Annotated in this window: 16 protein-coding genes; 9 read left to right on the top strand and 7 right to left on the bottom strand. The window is 61.2% G+C overall.

The features are described from left to right. Positions 1–51 precede the first annotated feature (51 nt). From GGD46_RS00480 to GGD46_RS00470, 3 genes are all read left to right on the top strand, one after another. Positions 52–579: a 2'-5' RNA ligase family protein gene (locus GGD46_RS00480; RefSeq protein WP_184700742.1), complete on the top strand. Its 528-nt coding sequence runs from the start codon at positions 52–54 to the stop codon at positions 577–579. Positions 580–648: 69 nt separating this feature from the next. Then, positions 649–1,020: a hypothetical protein gene (locus tag GGD46_RS00475; RefSeq protein ID WP_184700740.1), complete on the top strand. Its 372-nt coding sequence runs from the start codon at positions 649–651 to the stop codon at positions 1,018–1,020. Between the two features lie 74 nt (positions 1,021–1,094). Next, positions 1,095–1,463, top strand: coding sequence for a DUF305 domain-containing protein (locus GGD46_RS00470; RefSeq protein WP_184700738.1), 369 nt, complete (start codon positions 1,095–1,097; stop codon positions 1,461–1,463). 49 nt (positions 1,464–1,512) lie between these two features. Here GGD46_RS00470 and GGD46_RS00465 read toward each other — a convergent pair whose 3' ends face one another. Continuing rightward, entirely contained in the window at positions 1,513–2,412 is a 900-nt protein-coding gene (locus GGD46_RS00465) for a LysR family transcriptional regulator (RefSeq protein WP_184700736.1), read from the bottom strand. 110 nt (positions 2,413–2,522) lie between these two features. Between GGD46_RS00465 and GGD46_RS00460 the strand changes: the two genes are divergently transcribed. Beyond that, complete coding sequence (locus GGD46_RS00460) at positions 2,523–3,548, top strand: zinc-dependent alcohol dehydrogenase family protein (protein ID WP_184702182.1); 1,026 nt, start codon at positions 2,523–2,525, stop codon at positions 3,546–3,548. Between the two features lie 48 nt (positions 3,549–3,596). Here the strand turns inward: GGD46_RS00460 and GGD46_RS00455 are convergent, their stop codons facing one another. Continuing rightward, on the bottom strand, positions 3,597–4,646 hold the full coding sequence (locus GGD46_RS00455) for an aldo/keto reductase (protein ID WP_184700734.1): 1,050 nt from the start codon (positions 4,644–4,646) through the stop codon (positions 3,597–3,599). Between the two features lie 302 nt (positions 4,647–4,948). Between GGD46_RS00455 and GGD46_RS00450 the strand changes: the two genes are divergently transcribed. Then, a complete protein-coding gene (locus GGD46_RS00450) occupies positions 4,949–5,653 on the top strand; it encodes an HAD family hydrolase (RefSeq protein WP_184700731.1) in 705 nt (234 codons plus the stop codon). 65 nt (positions 5,654–5,718) lie between these two features. On the opposite strand, the gene GGD46_RS00445 is transcribed toward GGD46_RS00450, so the two are convergent. Together GGD46_RS00445 and GGD46_RS00440 are read right to left on the bottom strand one after the other, a co-directional pair. Then, the gene (locus GGD46_RS00445; RefSeq protein WP_184700729.1) at positions 5,719–6,243 is read right to left on the bottom strand and encodes a hypothetical protein; all 525 of its coding nucleotides are present in this window, start codon (positions 6,241–6,243) and stop codon (positions 5,719–5,721) included. Continuing rightward, positions 6,240–6,869, bottom strand: a complete 630-nt coding sequence (locus GGD46_RS00440; RefSeq protein WP_184700727.1) for a DNA-3-methyladenine glycosylase I — start codon at positions 6,867–6,869, stop codon at positions 6,240–6,242. The genes GGD46_RS00445 and GGD46_RS00440 overlap by 4 nt, the downstream gene beginning before the upstream one ends. Positions 6,870–7,171: 302 nt before the next feature. Here GGD46_RS00440 and GGD46_RS00435 point away from each other — a divergent pair, with 302 nt between their 5' ends. The 4 genes from GGD46_RS00435 to GGD46_RS00420 all read left to right on the top strand — a co-directional run bounded on the left by GGD46_RS00435 (position 7,172) and on the right by GGD46_RS00420 (position 10,257). Further along, on the top strand, positions 7,172–7,951 hold the full coding sequence (locus GGD46_RS00435; protein WP_184700725.1) for a L,D-transpeptidase: 780 nt from the start codon (positions 7,172–7,174) through the stop codon (positions 7,949–7,951). Between the two features lie 222 nt (positions 7,952–8,173). Next, positions 8,174–8,872 (top strand): L,D-transpeptidase, encoded by a 699-nt coding sequence (locus tag GGD46_RS00430; protein ID WP_184700723.1) that lies wholly within the window; start codon positions 8,174–8,176, stop codon positions 8,870–8,872. Between the two features lie 299 nt (positions 8,873–9,171). Beyond that, positions 9,172–9,843 (top strand): outer membrane protein, encoded by a 672-nt coding sequence (locus GGD46_RS00425; protein ID WP_184700721.1) that lies wholly within the window; start codon positions 9,172–9,174, stop codon positions 9,841–9,843. Positions 9,844–9,918: 75 nt separating this feature from the next. After that, positions 9,919–10,257 carry a DUF6881 domain-containing protein gene (locus GGD46_RS00420; protein ID WP_184700719.1) on the top strand — a complete coding sequence of 113 codons (339 nt, stop codon included), beginning with the start codon at positions 9,919–9,921 and terminating at the stop codon, positions 10,255–10,257. Positions 10,258–10,300: 43 nt separating this feature from the next. Here GGD46_RS00420 and glcF read toward each other — a convergent pair whose 3' ends face one another. Genes glcF through GGD46_RS00405 form a run of 3 tightly spaced genes read right to left on the bottom strand, consistent with a single transcriptional unit; the run spans position 10,301 to position 14,270 of the window. Further along, positions 10,301–11,620, bottom strand: coding sequence for a glycolate oxidase subunit GlcF (glcF, locus tag GGD46_RS00415; protein ID WP_184700717.1), 1,320 nt, complete (start codon positions 11,618–11,620; stop codon positions 10,301–10,303). A gap of 14 nt (positions 11,621–11,634) precedes the next feature. Beyond that, entirely contained in the window at positions 11,635–12,834 is a 1,200-nt protein-coding gene (locus tag GGD46_RS00410) for an FAD-binding protein (protein ID WP_184700715.1), read from the bottom strand. After that, complete coding sequence (locus GGD46_RS00405; RefSeq protein ID WP_184700712.1) at positions 12,831–14,270, bottom strand: FAD-linked oxidase C-terminal domain-containing protein; 1,440 nt, start codon at positions 14,268–14,270, stop codon at positions 12,831–12,833. Before GGD46_RS00405 ends, GGD46_RS00410 begins: the two co-directional genes overlap by 4 nt. Positions 14,271–14,280: the final 10 nt, after the last annotated feature.

Below are 14,280 nucleotides of genomic sequence, written 5' to 3'. Positions count from 1 at the left end.
ATTGTTCTATGCTAACGACGGACAAAAACCAGACAAGGCGACATAGATACCATGCCATATGCGATCGTTCTGAAATGCGCCAACGACAACGCCGCCCCGGTTTTGGATCTCTGGCGGGAGGCGAGCCGGTTCGAAGCCGCTCCATCGATGGAGGCGCTGAACTACGCACCGCATCTCACGCTTGCCGTCTATGCGGATATCGCTCCCTCCTTGCTGTTTGCAGCTGCCGAGAAGGTCTTCGGCGCGATGCGATCCTTGCCGATCGAGTTTTCGGGCATCGGCCATTTTCCGAACGAGATGCTGGTGCTTTGGGCACGCCCGGCGGATGATCGGATCCTGAAGAACATACATGCCGCCATTCACGACGAGATCGACCCCGCACTCTGCCACGAGCATTCCCGCCCGGATCGCTGGGTGCCGCATTGCACCATAGCGATGAAGATCCCCTCGGGCTCGGCGGACCAGGCGCTGAAATGGGCCGCGGCAACGCCAGGCCGATTCACCCTCACCTTTAACGTCGTGGATTGCATCAGCTTTCCGCCTGTCGAAGTCCTGAGAGAAGTCAAACTGCTACCTTGATCGTCTCCCAACGTGGGGGGATCGCAATTTGCGCTTGTCTTTGCCGCGAGCGCATCTAGGTTCCGATTCATGCGCTTGTTTGCGATCCTGACGATGGTAGTTGCCTGGCTGTTCTACGGCGCCATGCCGGCGCTCGCGAACTGTCCCATCTGCGATTCCATGTCCGCAGCGCCCCCGACATCGACGATGACCATGCATGGCGGCATCGCCGATATGGCTGGCATGACAGGCGGCATGATGCAGCATCAGGACAAGAAGCCGGAAAATCCCTGCGCCGGCGGGATGGATCACGTGGCATCCTGCGCGGCCTGTCTCGCCTTGATGCCGACGCTTGCGGTCACAGGCGGCAAGCTTGCATTCTCCTATCCCGCGCCCGAGCCCGGCCAGCGCCTCGCCGACTCCCGGTCGCAGCCGACACAGCCCCCTCCCCGATTTGCCTGACGATCATCTGCATTCCATCAACGAGCGACCGTCCGCTCAAATCCGGATACCGTCCAGAAACGGAGAGAATAGCTATGTCCACTTCAAAATCGCTTGTGCTTGCCGGTGCCTTTGCTTTCGCCCTCGGCCTTCCCGCCTTCGCCGAAGACATGCCGGGCATGGATATGAGCAAGCCCATGGGTGACCAAGGCGCCTCCAGCAAGGCCTACAACGACGCCATGGGCAAGATGCACAAGGACATGATGATCCACTATAGCGGCGATGCCGACGCGGATTTCGTCCGCGGCATGATCCCGCATCATCAGGGCGCGATCGACATGGCCAAGATCGAGTTGAAATACGGAAAGGATCCGGAACTGCGCAAGCTGGCGAAAGCGGTCGTCACCGCGCAGGAAGCCGAGATCAAGGAAATGAAGGCCTGGCTGAAGAAGCACGGCAAGTAATTCATCCACGACGGCAGGTGGCAAGCAAGTGCCGCCTGCTTCTTGCGGCTCAATCCATGATTCCAGGCAGGCGGGCGGCCAGCAGATCGATGATCACGCGCATCTTCAGCGGAAGATGCGGCGTCTGCGGCCAGACGGCATAAATATTGACCGGCCGGCTGGAGACGTTCAGCACCTGCGCGAGCCTGCCGGCATATACATGGTCCCGCACCAGCCAGCAGGGTAGCCAGGTAATCCCCATCCCGGCAACAGCCGCATCTGCAATGACCTCCAGATCGTCAAAGCGCAGCCGCGTTTCCGGGAGGTAGTCAACGGCCGTGCCGTCACCCTGCAGGAAGGTCCATCGCTTCGTCTCGCCGGATCGTGCGTAAACGACCAGATCATGGCCGCCGAGCTCCTCGATGGTCTGCGGCACTCCCCTTGCAGCCAGATAATCCGGCGATGCGCATAACGTCATGCGGTGGAAAGCGATCTTGCGCGCAACGAGACCGGCTTCGTCGCGCAGCACGCCGTTGCGAATGGCGAGATCGAAGCCTTCATCGAAGAGATCGACCACGCGATCGCTGAAGGAGAGGTCGAGTTCCAGTTTAGGATGCATGCGAGCAAGCTCGAGCAGCAGCGGCGCGAGGCAGCGGCGGCCGAAAAGCACGGGCATCGAGATGCGCAGGCGGCCGTTGACCTCACGCTTGCCTGATTCCAGCATGGCTTCGCCCGACTGTATCTCGTCCAGAGCCCGGCGGCAGCGCTCGTAAAAGGCCTGCCCTTCGTCGGTCAGGCTCTGCATCCGCGTTGTGCGATGGAACAGACGCGTGTTCAAACGCCGCTCCAACTTCGCAATGGTCTTGCCGATCGCCGAACGCGACAGGTTCATGCGCGCCGCCGCTGCCGAAAAGCCGCCTGCTTCGACCGCCTCCACAAATTCCGGAATGCCGTTGAGCATGTCATTCATGACGATTGCTTCCTTCAGGGAACCATTTAGCGGAAATAATATCGCCACTGGCGACATACAAGCAACGATATGCTGCGCTCATTCCTTCCAATTCCTCTCAGGAGATCATGATGACGAAGAGCATGAAGCGCTGGACCCTCGATAAGATCGCCGTCGGCGCCCCTTTGAACCTTACGGAAACGGCGGTTCCCACGCCTGCGCGCGGCGAAGTGCTCGTGCGGGTGAAGGCCGTTTCGCTGAACTATCGCGACAAGCTCGTGCGCGAGACGGGCATGGGCCTGCCGATCCAGTTTCCGTTCGTGCCGGCATCCGACATGGCGGGCGTGGTCGAGGCGATCGGAGACGATGTCACCAGATTCTCGACCGGTGATCGCGTCATTTCGACCTTCCATCCCGGCTGGATCGACGGCAAGCCGCTCGGCGACGCCCGCAAACCTCCCTACAAGACATTTGGCGGCTTCTATGCGGGGGTGCTCGCCGAATATATCTCCGTGCCGCAGGATTGGCTCGCATCGGCGCCGACGAGTCTGGATGACGCCGAGGCGAGCACGCTTCCTTGTGCTGGTCTGACGGCGTGGTTTGCGCTGGTCGAGCGCGGCAAGATCAAGCCCGGCGATCGTGTCCTGGTGCAGGGCACCGGCGGCGTGGCGCTGTTCGGCCTGCAGATCGCCGCCGCTCAGGGTGCTGAGGTGTTCGTCACCTCCTCGGGTCCGGAAAAGCTCGCTCGGGCGAAGGCGCTCGGCGCGCATCACGGCATCGACCGCAACACCAGCGACTGGGTGGAAGAGGTCTACCGCCTCACCAACGATCAGGGCATCGATCACATCATCGAAATCGCCGGCGGGCCGAATTTTGCGCAGTCGCTGAAGGCGGTCGCGCCGCATGGCCGGATTTCCGTCATCGGCGTCCTCGAGGGCTTCGACATCTCCGGCCCGGCGGCACCGCTATTATTGAAATCTCCTACCGTACAAGGCATCGGCGTCGGCCATCGGCGCGCGCTGGAAGATCTCGTGCATGCGGTTGACAGCATCGGCCTGAAGCCGGTCATCGACCACCGCTATGCGCTTGATGAGGTTCCGGCAGCCTTCGATCATCTCGATCGCGGCCCTTTCGGCAAGATCGTCATCGAGCTGTAATCGCCGCCGGGCCGCCACGAGACATGACGGCCCGGCCTCTCCACGATATCAGGCCTTCGGCTCGAAGGGCTGCGGCACGCGCTGAGCGCCCTGGCGAGCTAGCATCCAGCCGGGATATTCGGGCGCAAGGGCACTGACGTCATCGAGTTTCGCAATATCGTCGACATCGAGCTTCAGCTTGACGGCTGCAAGGTTCTGGTCGAGCTGATCGAGGCGCTTCGCGCCGATGATAATGCTGGTGACGAAAGGCTTCGCCAGGATCCAGGCAAGCGCGACCGTGGCGACGCTGGAGCCGTGCTTTTCCGCCACTTCTCGCATGGCTGCGACGCAGGCCCAGGCACGGTCCTTATCGACCGGCGGAAAATCGAAGCTTGCACGCCGTCCCTCGCCATTGCCGGGAGCGCCGGGACCGTATTTACCCGAGAGTAGACCGCCGGCGAGCGGCGACCAGACCATCAACCCGAGCTTTTCCTCCGCCATCAGCGGCACGATCTCACGCTCCAGATCGCGGCCGGCGATGGAATAATAGGCCTGCACGGTTTCAAAACGGGCAAAGCCGCGGCGCTCGGAAATGCCGAGCGCCTTGGCGATGCGCCAGGCCTGCCAGTTGGAGACGCCGACATAGCGGACCAGCCCGCGGGACACGAGATCATCCAACGCCCGCAGCGTCTCGTCGATCGGGGTTACCCGATCCGTGGCGTGGATCTGATAGAGGTCGATGTGATCGGTCTGCAGGCGATCAAGGCTGGCCTGCACGGAATCCATGATATGGCCGCGCGAGGCGCCGCGATCGTTAGGCTTGTCGCCCATGACGCCATAGACCTTGGTGGCGATGACGACATCCTTGCGGGGCACGTTGAGGTTTTTCAGCGCCTGCCCGAGCAGCTTTTCCGAGTTGCCGAAGGAGTAGACGTCGGCGGTATCGATGAAATTGATGCCGGCGGCGAGCGAGTTTTCCACGATCTTGTCGGCCAGCGCCTGGTCGACATCCGCGATAGAGCCCCAGCTGCTGTTGGGATTGGCCTCACCGAAGGTCATCGTGCCCAGGCAAAGTTCGGAAACGAACATGCCGGTATTGCCGAGTTGGTTGTAACGCATAGGAGAAATTCCCTTGTGGTCAACCGGAAGACGCTTCCGGCCGGTGGACTCTTATTCTCTTGGCTATGAATTGGCCTCGGCATTGCAGCCGCGATGGCGCTGCCCTGGAGAGGTCGTAAGACGGTCGTCGATACCCGGCTCTGGCTCCGCGGCGATCGAGACAACAACGACATAATGCATCACAATCCGATTTCAACGCGAGAGCCGCGGGCGATCACGATGCAGTTACCGCTACTTACTCTTGCTTCCCCGCCAACGGAGGATAGACTCCGGTCCTCATCCTTATGCGGAACGCAAATACCATGTCGCAACGCCCCTTGACCACGATCGGCTTCGACGCCGACGACACGCTCTGGCAGAACGAACAGTTCTACCGGCTCACGGAACTGCAATTTACCGATCTGCTCGCCGACCATGCCGATAGCGACCATATTTCTGCGCGCCTGCTCGAAGCAGAAAAGCGCAACCTCCGCCACTACGGATTCGGCATCAAGGGCTTCACGCTTTCGATGATCGAAACGGCCATCGAGATCACCGAGGGCGATGTGCCAGCGAGCGTCATCGCGCAGATCCTTGATATCGGCCGCGATCTTCTCGCACATCCCGTCGAAACGCTGCCGCATGTGCGCCAGACGCTGGAGGCCCTGTCCGGCAACTATCTGCTTGTCCTGATCACAAAGGGCGACCTTTTCGACCAGGAACGCAAGCTTGCCCAATCCGGCCTCGGCGACCTCTTCGATGCGATCGAGATCGTCTCCGACAAGAATGCTTCCACCTATCGCCGCATCTTCTCCAAGGTCGGCGACGGCCCGGAACGGGCGATGATGATCGGCAACTCACTGAAGTCTGATATCGTGCCGGCGCTTGCGGCCGGCAGCTACGGTGTCTTCGTGCCGCACGAGCTTACCTGGGCCTTCGAGCATGTGGAGGAGCCAACGGAAGCGCCGCGCTTTCGTAAGATCGGCCATCTCGGAGAATTGTCCGAGGTCATACAGGCGCTGTCCTGAGCCTCGGAGCCGTTGTCATAAACAACTCCGGACGGAAAGCGGCGACGCGCTTTTCCTGAAACTGCTTACTGCCCCTGCTTGGAGCGCGGTGGGAACAGCGTCGGTCCCTGATCCTTCTGCTGGTCGGCGGGCGCCTGCTGTGCCGCCGGCGGATTGGGATCGATAAGGATTTCATAGGGGGCGCCGAGACCGCGGCGGCGGGTGACGCGCGAATAGTAAGGCTTGATCAGCCAGGTCGTGTCCTGGTTGACGGCCACATCGGCGGTGTTGCCATCCTCATCCGTGCCGAAGAAGGATTCGTCGTCATTCGAAGACAGATCGAAGATTGCCATGAAGGTATATTTGCTCTTCGAGCTGAAGGTGATCCGCACATGCTGGCCCTTTTTGAGCGGCAGCGTGTAGACCTTGCCCTTGCCGAACTTCGTCCATCCCGTCAATTTCTCGAGCACGGCCGGGAAGCCGAGCTTCTCGATCTTCTCGCCGCGGTCGAGCTGCGGCAGCTGCTGCTGGGTGTCGCTTTGAGCCAGCGCTGCGGAGGCACCGAACAGGGCTGATATTGTCAATGACATGCCGAGGAGCGTACTCTTCATGGCCGCACCAATTCGCAGCGCATCGCCTCGACCTCTTTCCGGCAGTAGCAACCTTCAAGGTGATCGTTGACGAGGCCCATCGCCTGCATGAAGGCATAGACCGTGGTCGGGCCGACAAAGGTCCAGCCGCGCTTCTTCAGGTCCTTCGAAATCCGAACGGAGGCCGGCGTCGTCGGGTTGGCGCGAAGATGCGCGAGGTCGAAGATTTCGGGACGTTCGGCCGCAGCCGGCTCGTGGCTCCAGAAATAGCGTGCAAGCGATCCGAATTCGCCACGCATCTCGATGGCGCGGCGGGCATTGTTGATGGTGGAGACGATCTTGCCGCGATGGCGGATGATGCCGGCATCTGTGACGCAGCGCTCGATATCGGCATCGTCGAACCTGGCCACCTTCTCGAAATCGAAACCTGCGAAAGCGGCGCGGAAATTCTCGCGCTTGCGCAGAATCGTCAGCCAGGACAGGCCCGACTGGAAACCTTCGAGGCAGATCTTTTCGAAGAGCCTGATGTCGCTGACAACAGGGCGACCCCATTCGTCGTCGTGATAGCGCTGATATTCCGGTAGGTTACCATGCCAGAAGCAGCGGTCCTTGCCATCTTCACCGGTGATGATGCCCGTTTCGGCCATTTTCGCGATTCGTCCCCTATTTCGGCGTGCGCCACCGGAAACCGGTATGCAATTATCGGATAAAACCAGATCAATCAAACGCTTAAATTCATAAGCCGGTTTCGATGATCGCGCATTCCGATTCATGATTTACCACTTGAAAACCATCTTTCAAAACCAAGCGGTAACCCTGATAAAGCTTTATCGGCTTCTCGGCATTTTGATGAATAGATGTTTACCATTCGCTCGCGCGCAAGTGGCACCATGGCTTCGACCGGGCGCCGATGCGCCCATCCTCGGCCCATATGTAGAGAGTTTGTCCGATGATGAAACATGCCGTTCTGTGCGCTGCCGGCGCTCTGAGCCTGCTTGCCTCTTCCGCCCTTGCAAGTGATCGTTATCAGTCGCGCCCGCCCGTTATTGTCAGCCCCGATCTGACCGCTCCCTGGGTGACGCAGCTTGGCGGCGGCGTGCAGCCGGTCGTCTACGCCCGTCCGATGGTGCGCCGCGCAGCCGATCCTCGAATGGAACAGCAAGGCGATCCGCAGGTTCGTCGGGTCGTGCAGCCACGCGGGCTGTTCTCGCGCCCCGTCGTACAGCAGGTCGCCATGGCCCGTCCGCAGTATCCGGCCGTCCGCGGTCAGGTCGACCCGCAATTCCTGCCGCAGATCGTCGACTACCAGACCAAGGAAAAGCCGGGCAGCATCGTCATCGACACCAACAACCGCTTCCTCTATCTGGTGATGGACGGCGGCAAGGCGCGGCGCTATGGCGTCGGTGTCGGCAAGCCCGGCTTCGAATGGGCTGGCGCTCACACCATTACCCGCAAGCAGGAATGGCCGGATTGGACGCCGCCGTCCGAAATGGTGGCGCGAGAAGCTGCAAAAGGACATTACCTGCCGGCCCGCATGGATGGCGGCGAAGCCAATCCGCTCGGCGCGCGCGCCATGTATCTCGGCTCCACCCTCTATCGCATCCATGGCACCAATGCGCCCTGGACGATCGGCAGCGCCGTTTCCTCCGGCTGCATCCGCCTGCGCAACGAAGATGTCACCGATCTCTACAACCGCGTGAAGGTCGGAACCCGAGTCGTCGTGATGTAGTCAGTGAGGCATCGGCGAAAGGTGTGGCGAGCATGGTCGGTCGAGGCCGAGAGTTCGCCGCGCCCATCCGCCCTCGCCCTATAATATTGAGGCGACTATTTCTCGCCCAATGATAGAAGAAACCTCCGGATTCTCGGACGATTCTTTGCCGCGAGCATTTTGATCTTGATCCGCCCGCAGGTTCCGGTAGTTTCTTGCCGAAATCAGCGAGGGGAATGACATATGAAAACAGGACTATCCGTCGTGGCGGCCGGCGCCGTTGCGGCTCTTCTTCTTGCGGCTTCGAATGCCGCAGCCTTCACCGCTTCTGCTCCCAGCGTCGCACCGGCCACCCGCAGCGATGTCATCCGGGTTGCCGTGCAGCCCCAGGGCCAGGTTAAGCCTCAGTTCCAGCGGCGGTTGGTCCGGCTGTCGACCAACGAAGTGCCCGGCACGATCATCATCGATACCAACAACAAGTATCTCTATCTCGTCGAGGGCAACAACCGCGCAAGACGCTACGGCATCGGCGTCGGCCGCGAAGGCTTCGGATGGTCCGGCGTGGTCAAGGTCGGCCGCAAGGCGGAATGGCCGGGCTGGACGCCGCCGCCGGAAATGCGCGTCCGCGAGGCCAAGAAGGGCCACAAGCTGCCGGCCTATCAGGAAGGCGGCGAGGATAATCCGCTCGGCGCGCGTGCCATGTATCTTTATCGCAACGGCAACGACACAGCCTTCCGCATCCACGGCACCAATCAGCCCTGGAGCATCGGCCTGAACATGTCTTCCGGCTGCATCCGCATGATGAACAAGGATGTGACGGATCTTTATGATCGTGTTCCGATCGGCACGAAGGTCATCGTCGTCGGCCCCGGCAACAAGCAGGGCGAAGTCAGCTATGAGGATCGCGGCGTCGATCTGCTGAGAACCATGTTCGGCGGCTGATCGGCTACGGCCACCCAAGTCCGACCGCAATGATCATCCCGGGGATGTTTCGGCAATTGCCGGCAACTCCGGGACGTTTTCCACCGGAATATCGCGCATTCCTTGCTATCCGCAGCAACACACTGTTGCGCCACGGCTACAGCCGCGAGCCTATCGTGCTGCCCTACCGATAGGGCCATTTACATTCAGTTTCATGTCAGTTCTTCTGCCTAAGCGGTCTCTAGCCACTAGTGACTGTAATGGAAGCGTAATTGTAGCGTGCTTAGCTAAGTAACACATTCGCCATCCGGGGATTCTTCATGCATCGTGCATTTCGTATCAAGCAACCGGCCATGACCGCAGTTGCGATTTCGGCATTCCTGTTTGCGGCCGGCTCTGCTTCGGCGGAAATGCAGTTCTCGGCCTATGGTGGCTTTCAGGGCGCGACCGGCGGCAATGTGACGACATCCGATGGGGCGGATTTCGACCCGAATTGGTCGGGTAAATCCTTCAAGATGCCACCCTATTTCGGCTTCCGCGGCATCTGGTGGCTCGATCAGTTCGACAAGCCGAACTGGGGTGTCTCGCTCGACTACAGCCATGCCAAGGTCTACGGCGACCTCGGCAATACGCCGGGCTGGTCGCATTTTGAATTCACCGACGGCCTGAACATGCTGACGTTGAACGCGCTGTATCGCTTTCAGGATCCGAGCCGCAACTGGACGCCCTATGTCGGCCTCGGCGCCGGTATCAACGTGCCGCATGTCGAAGTCACCCGCGCCTCTGGTACGACCTTCGACTATCAGTTCGGCGGCCCATCGCTGCAGGCCCAGGCCGGCGTCAGCTACCAGTTCGCCAAGCACTGGTCGACTTTCGTCGAATACAAGGGCAACTATAACTTCGTAAACAATGTCTCGATTGACAGCGGCGATACGCTGAAGGCCCGGGTCTTCACCCACGCCATCAACTTCGGCGTCTCCTTCAATTTCTAAGACTGCATCGCCCTAGGCTTGACCGATTCCCCAGACCAGTTCTGGCTTGGGGGATTGTGTGTTATATAATGGCCTATGAGCCTTTCCTATTATCGATGTGACTGGATCCATCCGGAGAACGAGGATCCTGTCGTCGTCTATTACGAGGTTGATGTGGCCGGTGATGTTCCGCGGCTCATCGACGTGTTCGCTGACGGCCGGCGGCAATGCATGTCGATTGTCGATTTCGCCTTGCTGGGACCGAACAGGCAACGCGTCACCAGCCTGGTCGAAGGCTCGTTCTACGATGGCATAGCGGGCCTGATCGACGGCCTCTTCTTCGAGGATGGTCAGGAACGCATCAGCATGACGCGCATCGCCGCCGACAAATTCGAGATCGAATGGCAGACGCATCGTACAGCAGAGTCACGTTGATGCAGATCGCCGACACGCCGAAAACAGCTTCACCGGAGATGGGTCAGACGGCAGTCGGCTGCAATCCCTTCAGCTTGGCCGGGACTTCGCCGCCATAGGCCCAATCGAGCAATTCTACCGTATGCAGGATCGGGATGCCCGTTCCGGTGGCGATCTGCGTGATGCAGCCGATATTGCCCGTTGCGATGACATCGGCCTTCGTCGCCTCGATATTCCTGACCTTGCGGGCCTTCAGCTCGGCTGAAATCTCCGGCTGCATAATGTTATAGGTGCCGGCCGAGCCGCAGCAGAGATGCCCTTCCGCGGGGTCGCGCACCGTAAAGCCGGCGGCCTTCAAGAGGAGCTTCGGCGCCATGGTGATCTTCTGCCCATGCTGCATGGAACAGGCGGAATGATAAGCGACGGTGACGCCGCGCGGCATATGCGAGGGCAGATCGAGGCTGGCGAGATATTCGGTGATATCCTTGGCAAGCGCGGATACCTTCGCCGCCTTTCCGGCATAGGCGGGATCGAGGCGCAGCATGTGCCCGTAATCCTTGATCGTCGTGCCGCAGCCGGATGCCGTAATGATGATCGCATCGAGCCCGCCGGCTTCGATCTCGCGCGTCCATACGTCGATATTGGCGCGGGCGGCGGCAAGCGCCTGCTCTTCGCGCCCCATATGGTGTACCAGCGAACCGCAGCAGACCTCCCCTTCCGGCGCTACGACCTCGACACCAAGGCGCGTCAGCAGGCGAATGGTCGCTTCGTTGATCCCGGGATCGAGCACCGGCTGCGCGCAACCGGTCAGGATCGCCACGCGACCGCGCCGCTCGGCCTGCGGCTCATGCCGGCGGGGCCTGGAAAATGGGGACGGCGCCGGCACGCTGCGCGGCGCGAGGTCGAGCATCGCCGCAAAGGGCTTCAGCGACGGGATACGCCTCAACAGACCCTTCAACGGCTGGCCGAGGCGCGCAAGACGCAGAGCGAAGCGGAAGCGGCTAGGATAAGGCAGGACCGCCGCCAACACATTGCGTGTGATCCGGTCCATCAACGGCCGCTTGTAGGTGTTCTCGATATGGGCGCGGGCGTGATCGATCAGGTGCATGTAATCGACACCCGAAGGACAGGTCGTCGTGCAGGCAAGGCAGGAAAGACAGCGGTCTATATGCGTCGTCACCTCGGCATCGGCGGGCCGGCCGTTTTCCAGCATGTCCTTGATGAGATAGATGCGGCCGCGCGGGCTATCGAGCTCGTTGCCAAGCGTCACATAGGTGGGACAGGTGGCGGTGCAGAAGCCGCAATGCACGCATTTGCGCAGGATAGCCTCGGACTCGGCCACATGCGGATCGGTAAGCTGTTCAGGAGTGAAATTGGTTTGCATCGAACAGAGCCCCGTCACGCCATCTTGCCCGGGTTGAAAATCCCGGCCGGATCGAACTTTTCCTTCACGCGCGCCGAAAGCAGCGCCACGGCCTCGGGCTGCGGCTGGAAGGCCGGTGTCGTCGCGCGGTGGGCCGGCGTGGCGCGCAGCAAGGTCGCATGTCCGCCGCCCAAGGCATGAATATAGCGGCGTAGTACGTCACCTTCCGGCTCGGCTTCCATTCGCATCCAGACGAGGCCGCCCTGCCAATCATAATAGGCATCAACCCCCGCTTCGAGGCGCAGAGCGGCGACAAGCTGGTGGCCCGTGCCCGGCGCAACCGACACGCGCCAGATGGGGCGCATCGTGCCGTCGCAATAGGGCTTCACGTCGCGGATTTCGCGCCAAAGCCTGCGGCTGTCATCTTCGCCAAGGCGTGCCACCGAACCAAGGCGACTCATGGCGGCTGTCAACTTCTCCGCCCGCACCGAGACGGAGCCGGCAAGCCCCTCGATGCGCAATACCGTCGCCTCCCCTCTCGGCAGCTTGCCGTCGAGAAAGGACCAGCCGACGGTAAGCGGCAGATGGGCCGCTCCCGATACTTCCAGCGGCAATGCCATGGCGGCAGCCATCGCTCGCGCCGCCTCGGCATCGTTAAGGCCGGTAACGACGATCGTCTCCTCGGTCTTCGGCCGTGGCGGCACACGGAAGGTCACCTCCGTCAGAAGGCCGAGCGTTCCGTGCGAGCCGGCCATCAGCTTGACGAGATCGAGGCCGGTGACGTTCTTCATCACCCGCCCGCCGGCCTTGACGATTTCGCCTCTGCCATTGACGAAGCGAACGCCGAGCAGGCTGTCGCGCGCGGCACCGCTGACGAAGCGGCGCGGGCCGGAAATATTGGCCGCGAAAATCCCGCCAATCGTCGGCTCACCTTCCGTCGCCATCAGCGCGCGATGATCCATGGGCTCGAACGTCATCATCTGGCCGCCTTCGGCCAGTGCCGCTTCGATTTCGGCAACCGGCGTGCCCGCACGCGCGGTCATCACCATCTCACCCGGATTATAGGCAACGATGCCGGCAAGACCTCGGGATGACAGCACCGCCTCCGCAGCAACCGCATTGCCGAAGCCGGATCGCGTGTTGCCGCCGACGACGGCAAGAGCCGCGCCGCGTGCCGCGTGATCGCTGATGATGGAGGCGGCTTCCGCCTCGGTCGTGGGATGGAACTCGTTCATGCGGCGTCACGCCCATCCAGCGGAAACACCTTGGAAGGATTGAGGATCCAGCCGGGATCGAAGGCCGCCCGCACCGCCATCATCTGGTCGAGATCGACCTTGTCATACTGGTGCCGCATCAGGTCGCGCTTCTCGATGCCGACCCCATGCTCACCGGTGAGACAGCCACCGGCATCGACGCAAAGCCGCAGGATGTCGTTGCCGGCCGCCTCTGCCTTGGCGGCGTCCTCGGGATCGTTGGCATTGAAGAGGATGAGCGGATGCATATTGCCGTCGCCGGCATGGAAGACATTGGCGACACGCAAACCGTAGCCGTCGATGATCTCAGCCGTCTTCTTCAGCACATAGGACAGCTGGCTGAGCGGCACGGTGCCATCCATGCAGATATAATCGGCGATGCGGCCAGTGGCGCCGAAGGCGGATTTCCGGCCCTTCCAGATCAAGGCCGCTTCTGTTGCCGACTGGCACTCCCGCACCGTCTTGACGCTATGGGTGCGGGCAATGGCGACGATACTTTTCAGCATGTCGTCCATTTCCGCCTCCGAGCCTTCGACCTCGACGATCAGCAGCGCGCCGACATCAAGCGGATAGCCCGCTTTTGCAAAGGCCTCGCAGATCTCGATCGCCGGCTTGTCCATGAATTCGATGGCGACCGGAACGATACCGGCCGCAATGACATCGGCAACACAGGCACCTGCTTCTTCCGAGGTATCGAAACCGAACAGCACCGGCCGCGCGCCTTCCGGCTTGGCGATCAGCCGCACAGTCGCTTCCGTCACGATGCCGAGCTGACCTTCCGAGCCGCAGACGAGGCCAAGCAGATCATATCCGGCTGAATCCAGCGCCTTGCCGCCAAGATCGACGATCGTGCCGTCGGTCAGGACGAGCTTCACACCCAGCAGGTTGTTGGTGGTGACGCCATATTTCAGACAGTGTGCCCCGCCGGAATTCATGCCGATATTGCCGCCGATGGTGCAGGCCAGCTGCGAGCTTGGATCCGGTGCATAGAAGAAGCCATCGGCCGAGACGCTTTCGGAAACATTCAGGTTCGTGACACCCGCCTGCATCGTCGCCGTGCGATTGGCATAATCGATATCAAGGATGCGGTTCATCTTGGAAAGCCCGAGAACGACGGCATCCTCCTGCGGGATCGCGCCGCCGGAAAGCGAGGTGCCGGCGCCCCGCGGCACAACGGGAATGCCGTAGCGGTGGCAATATTTCATGACAGCCGCCACTTCCGCGGTCGAACGCGGCAATGCGACCGCAAGCGGCACGCGCCGATAGGACACGAAAGCATCGGTTTCAAAGGGAACAAGTTCGCGCGCCTCATGAATGAGACATTCCGGCGCAAGAAGATCGGCAAGGTCGGCTACGATCGTGCTGCGGCGGGCGAGAACATCCGCGCGCGGCTCCAGAAATGAAATAGCCTCGGCCATGCCGTCCTCC

Origin of the sequence: Martinezella lusitana (genome assembly GCF_014207095.1) — a bacterium.
Taxonomy (GTDB): domain Bacteria; phylum Pseudomonadota; class Alphaproteobacteria; order Rhizobiales; family Rhizobiaceae; genus Rhizobium; species Rhizobium lusitanum_B.
The sequence above is the reverse complement of the archived record's forward strand: the minus strand, read 5'-3'. Positions and strand labels throughout refer to the sequence as shown.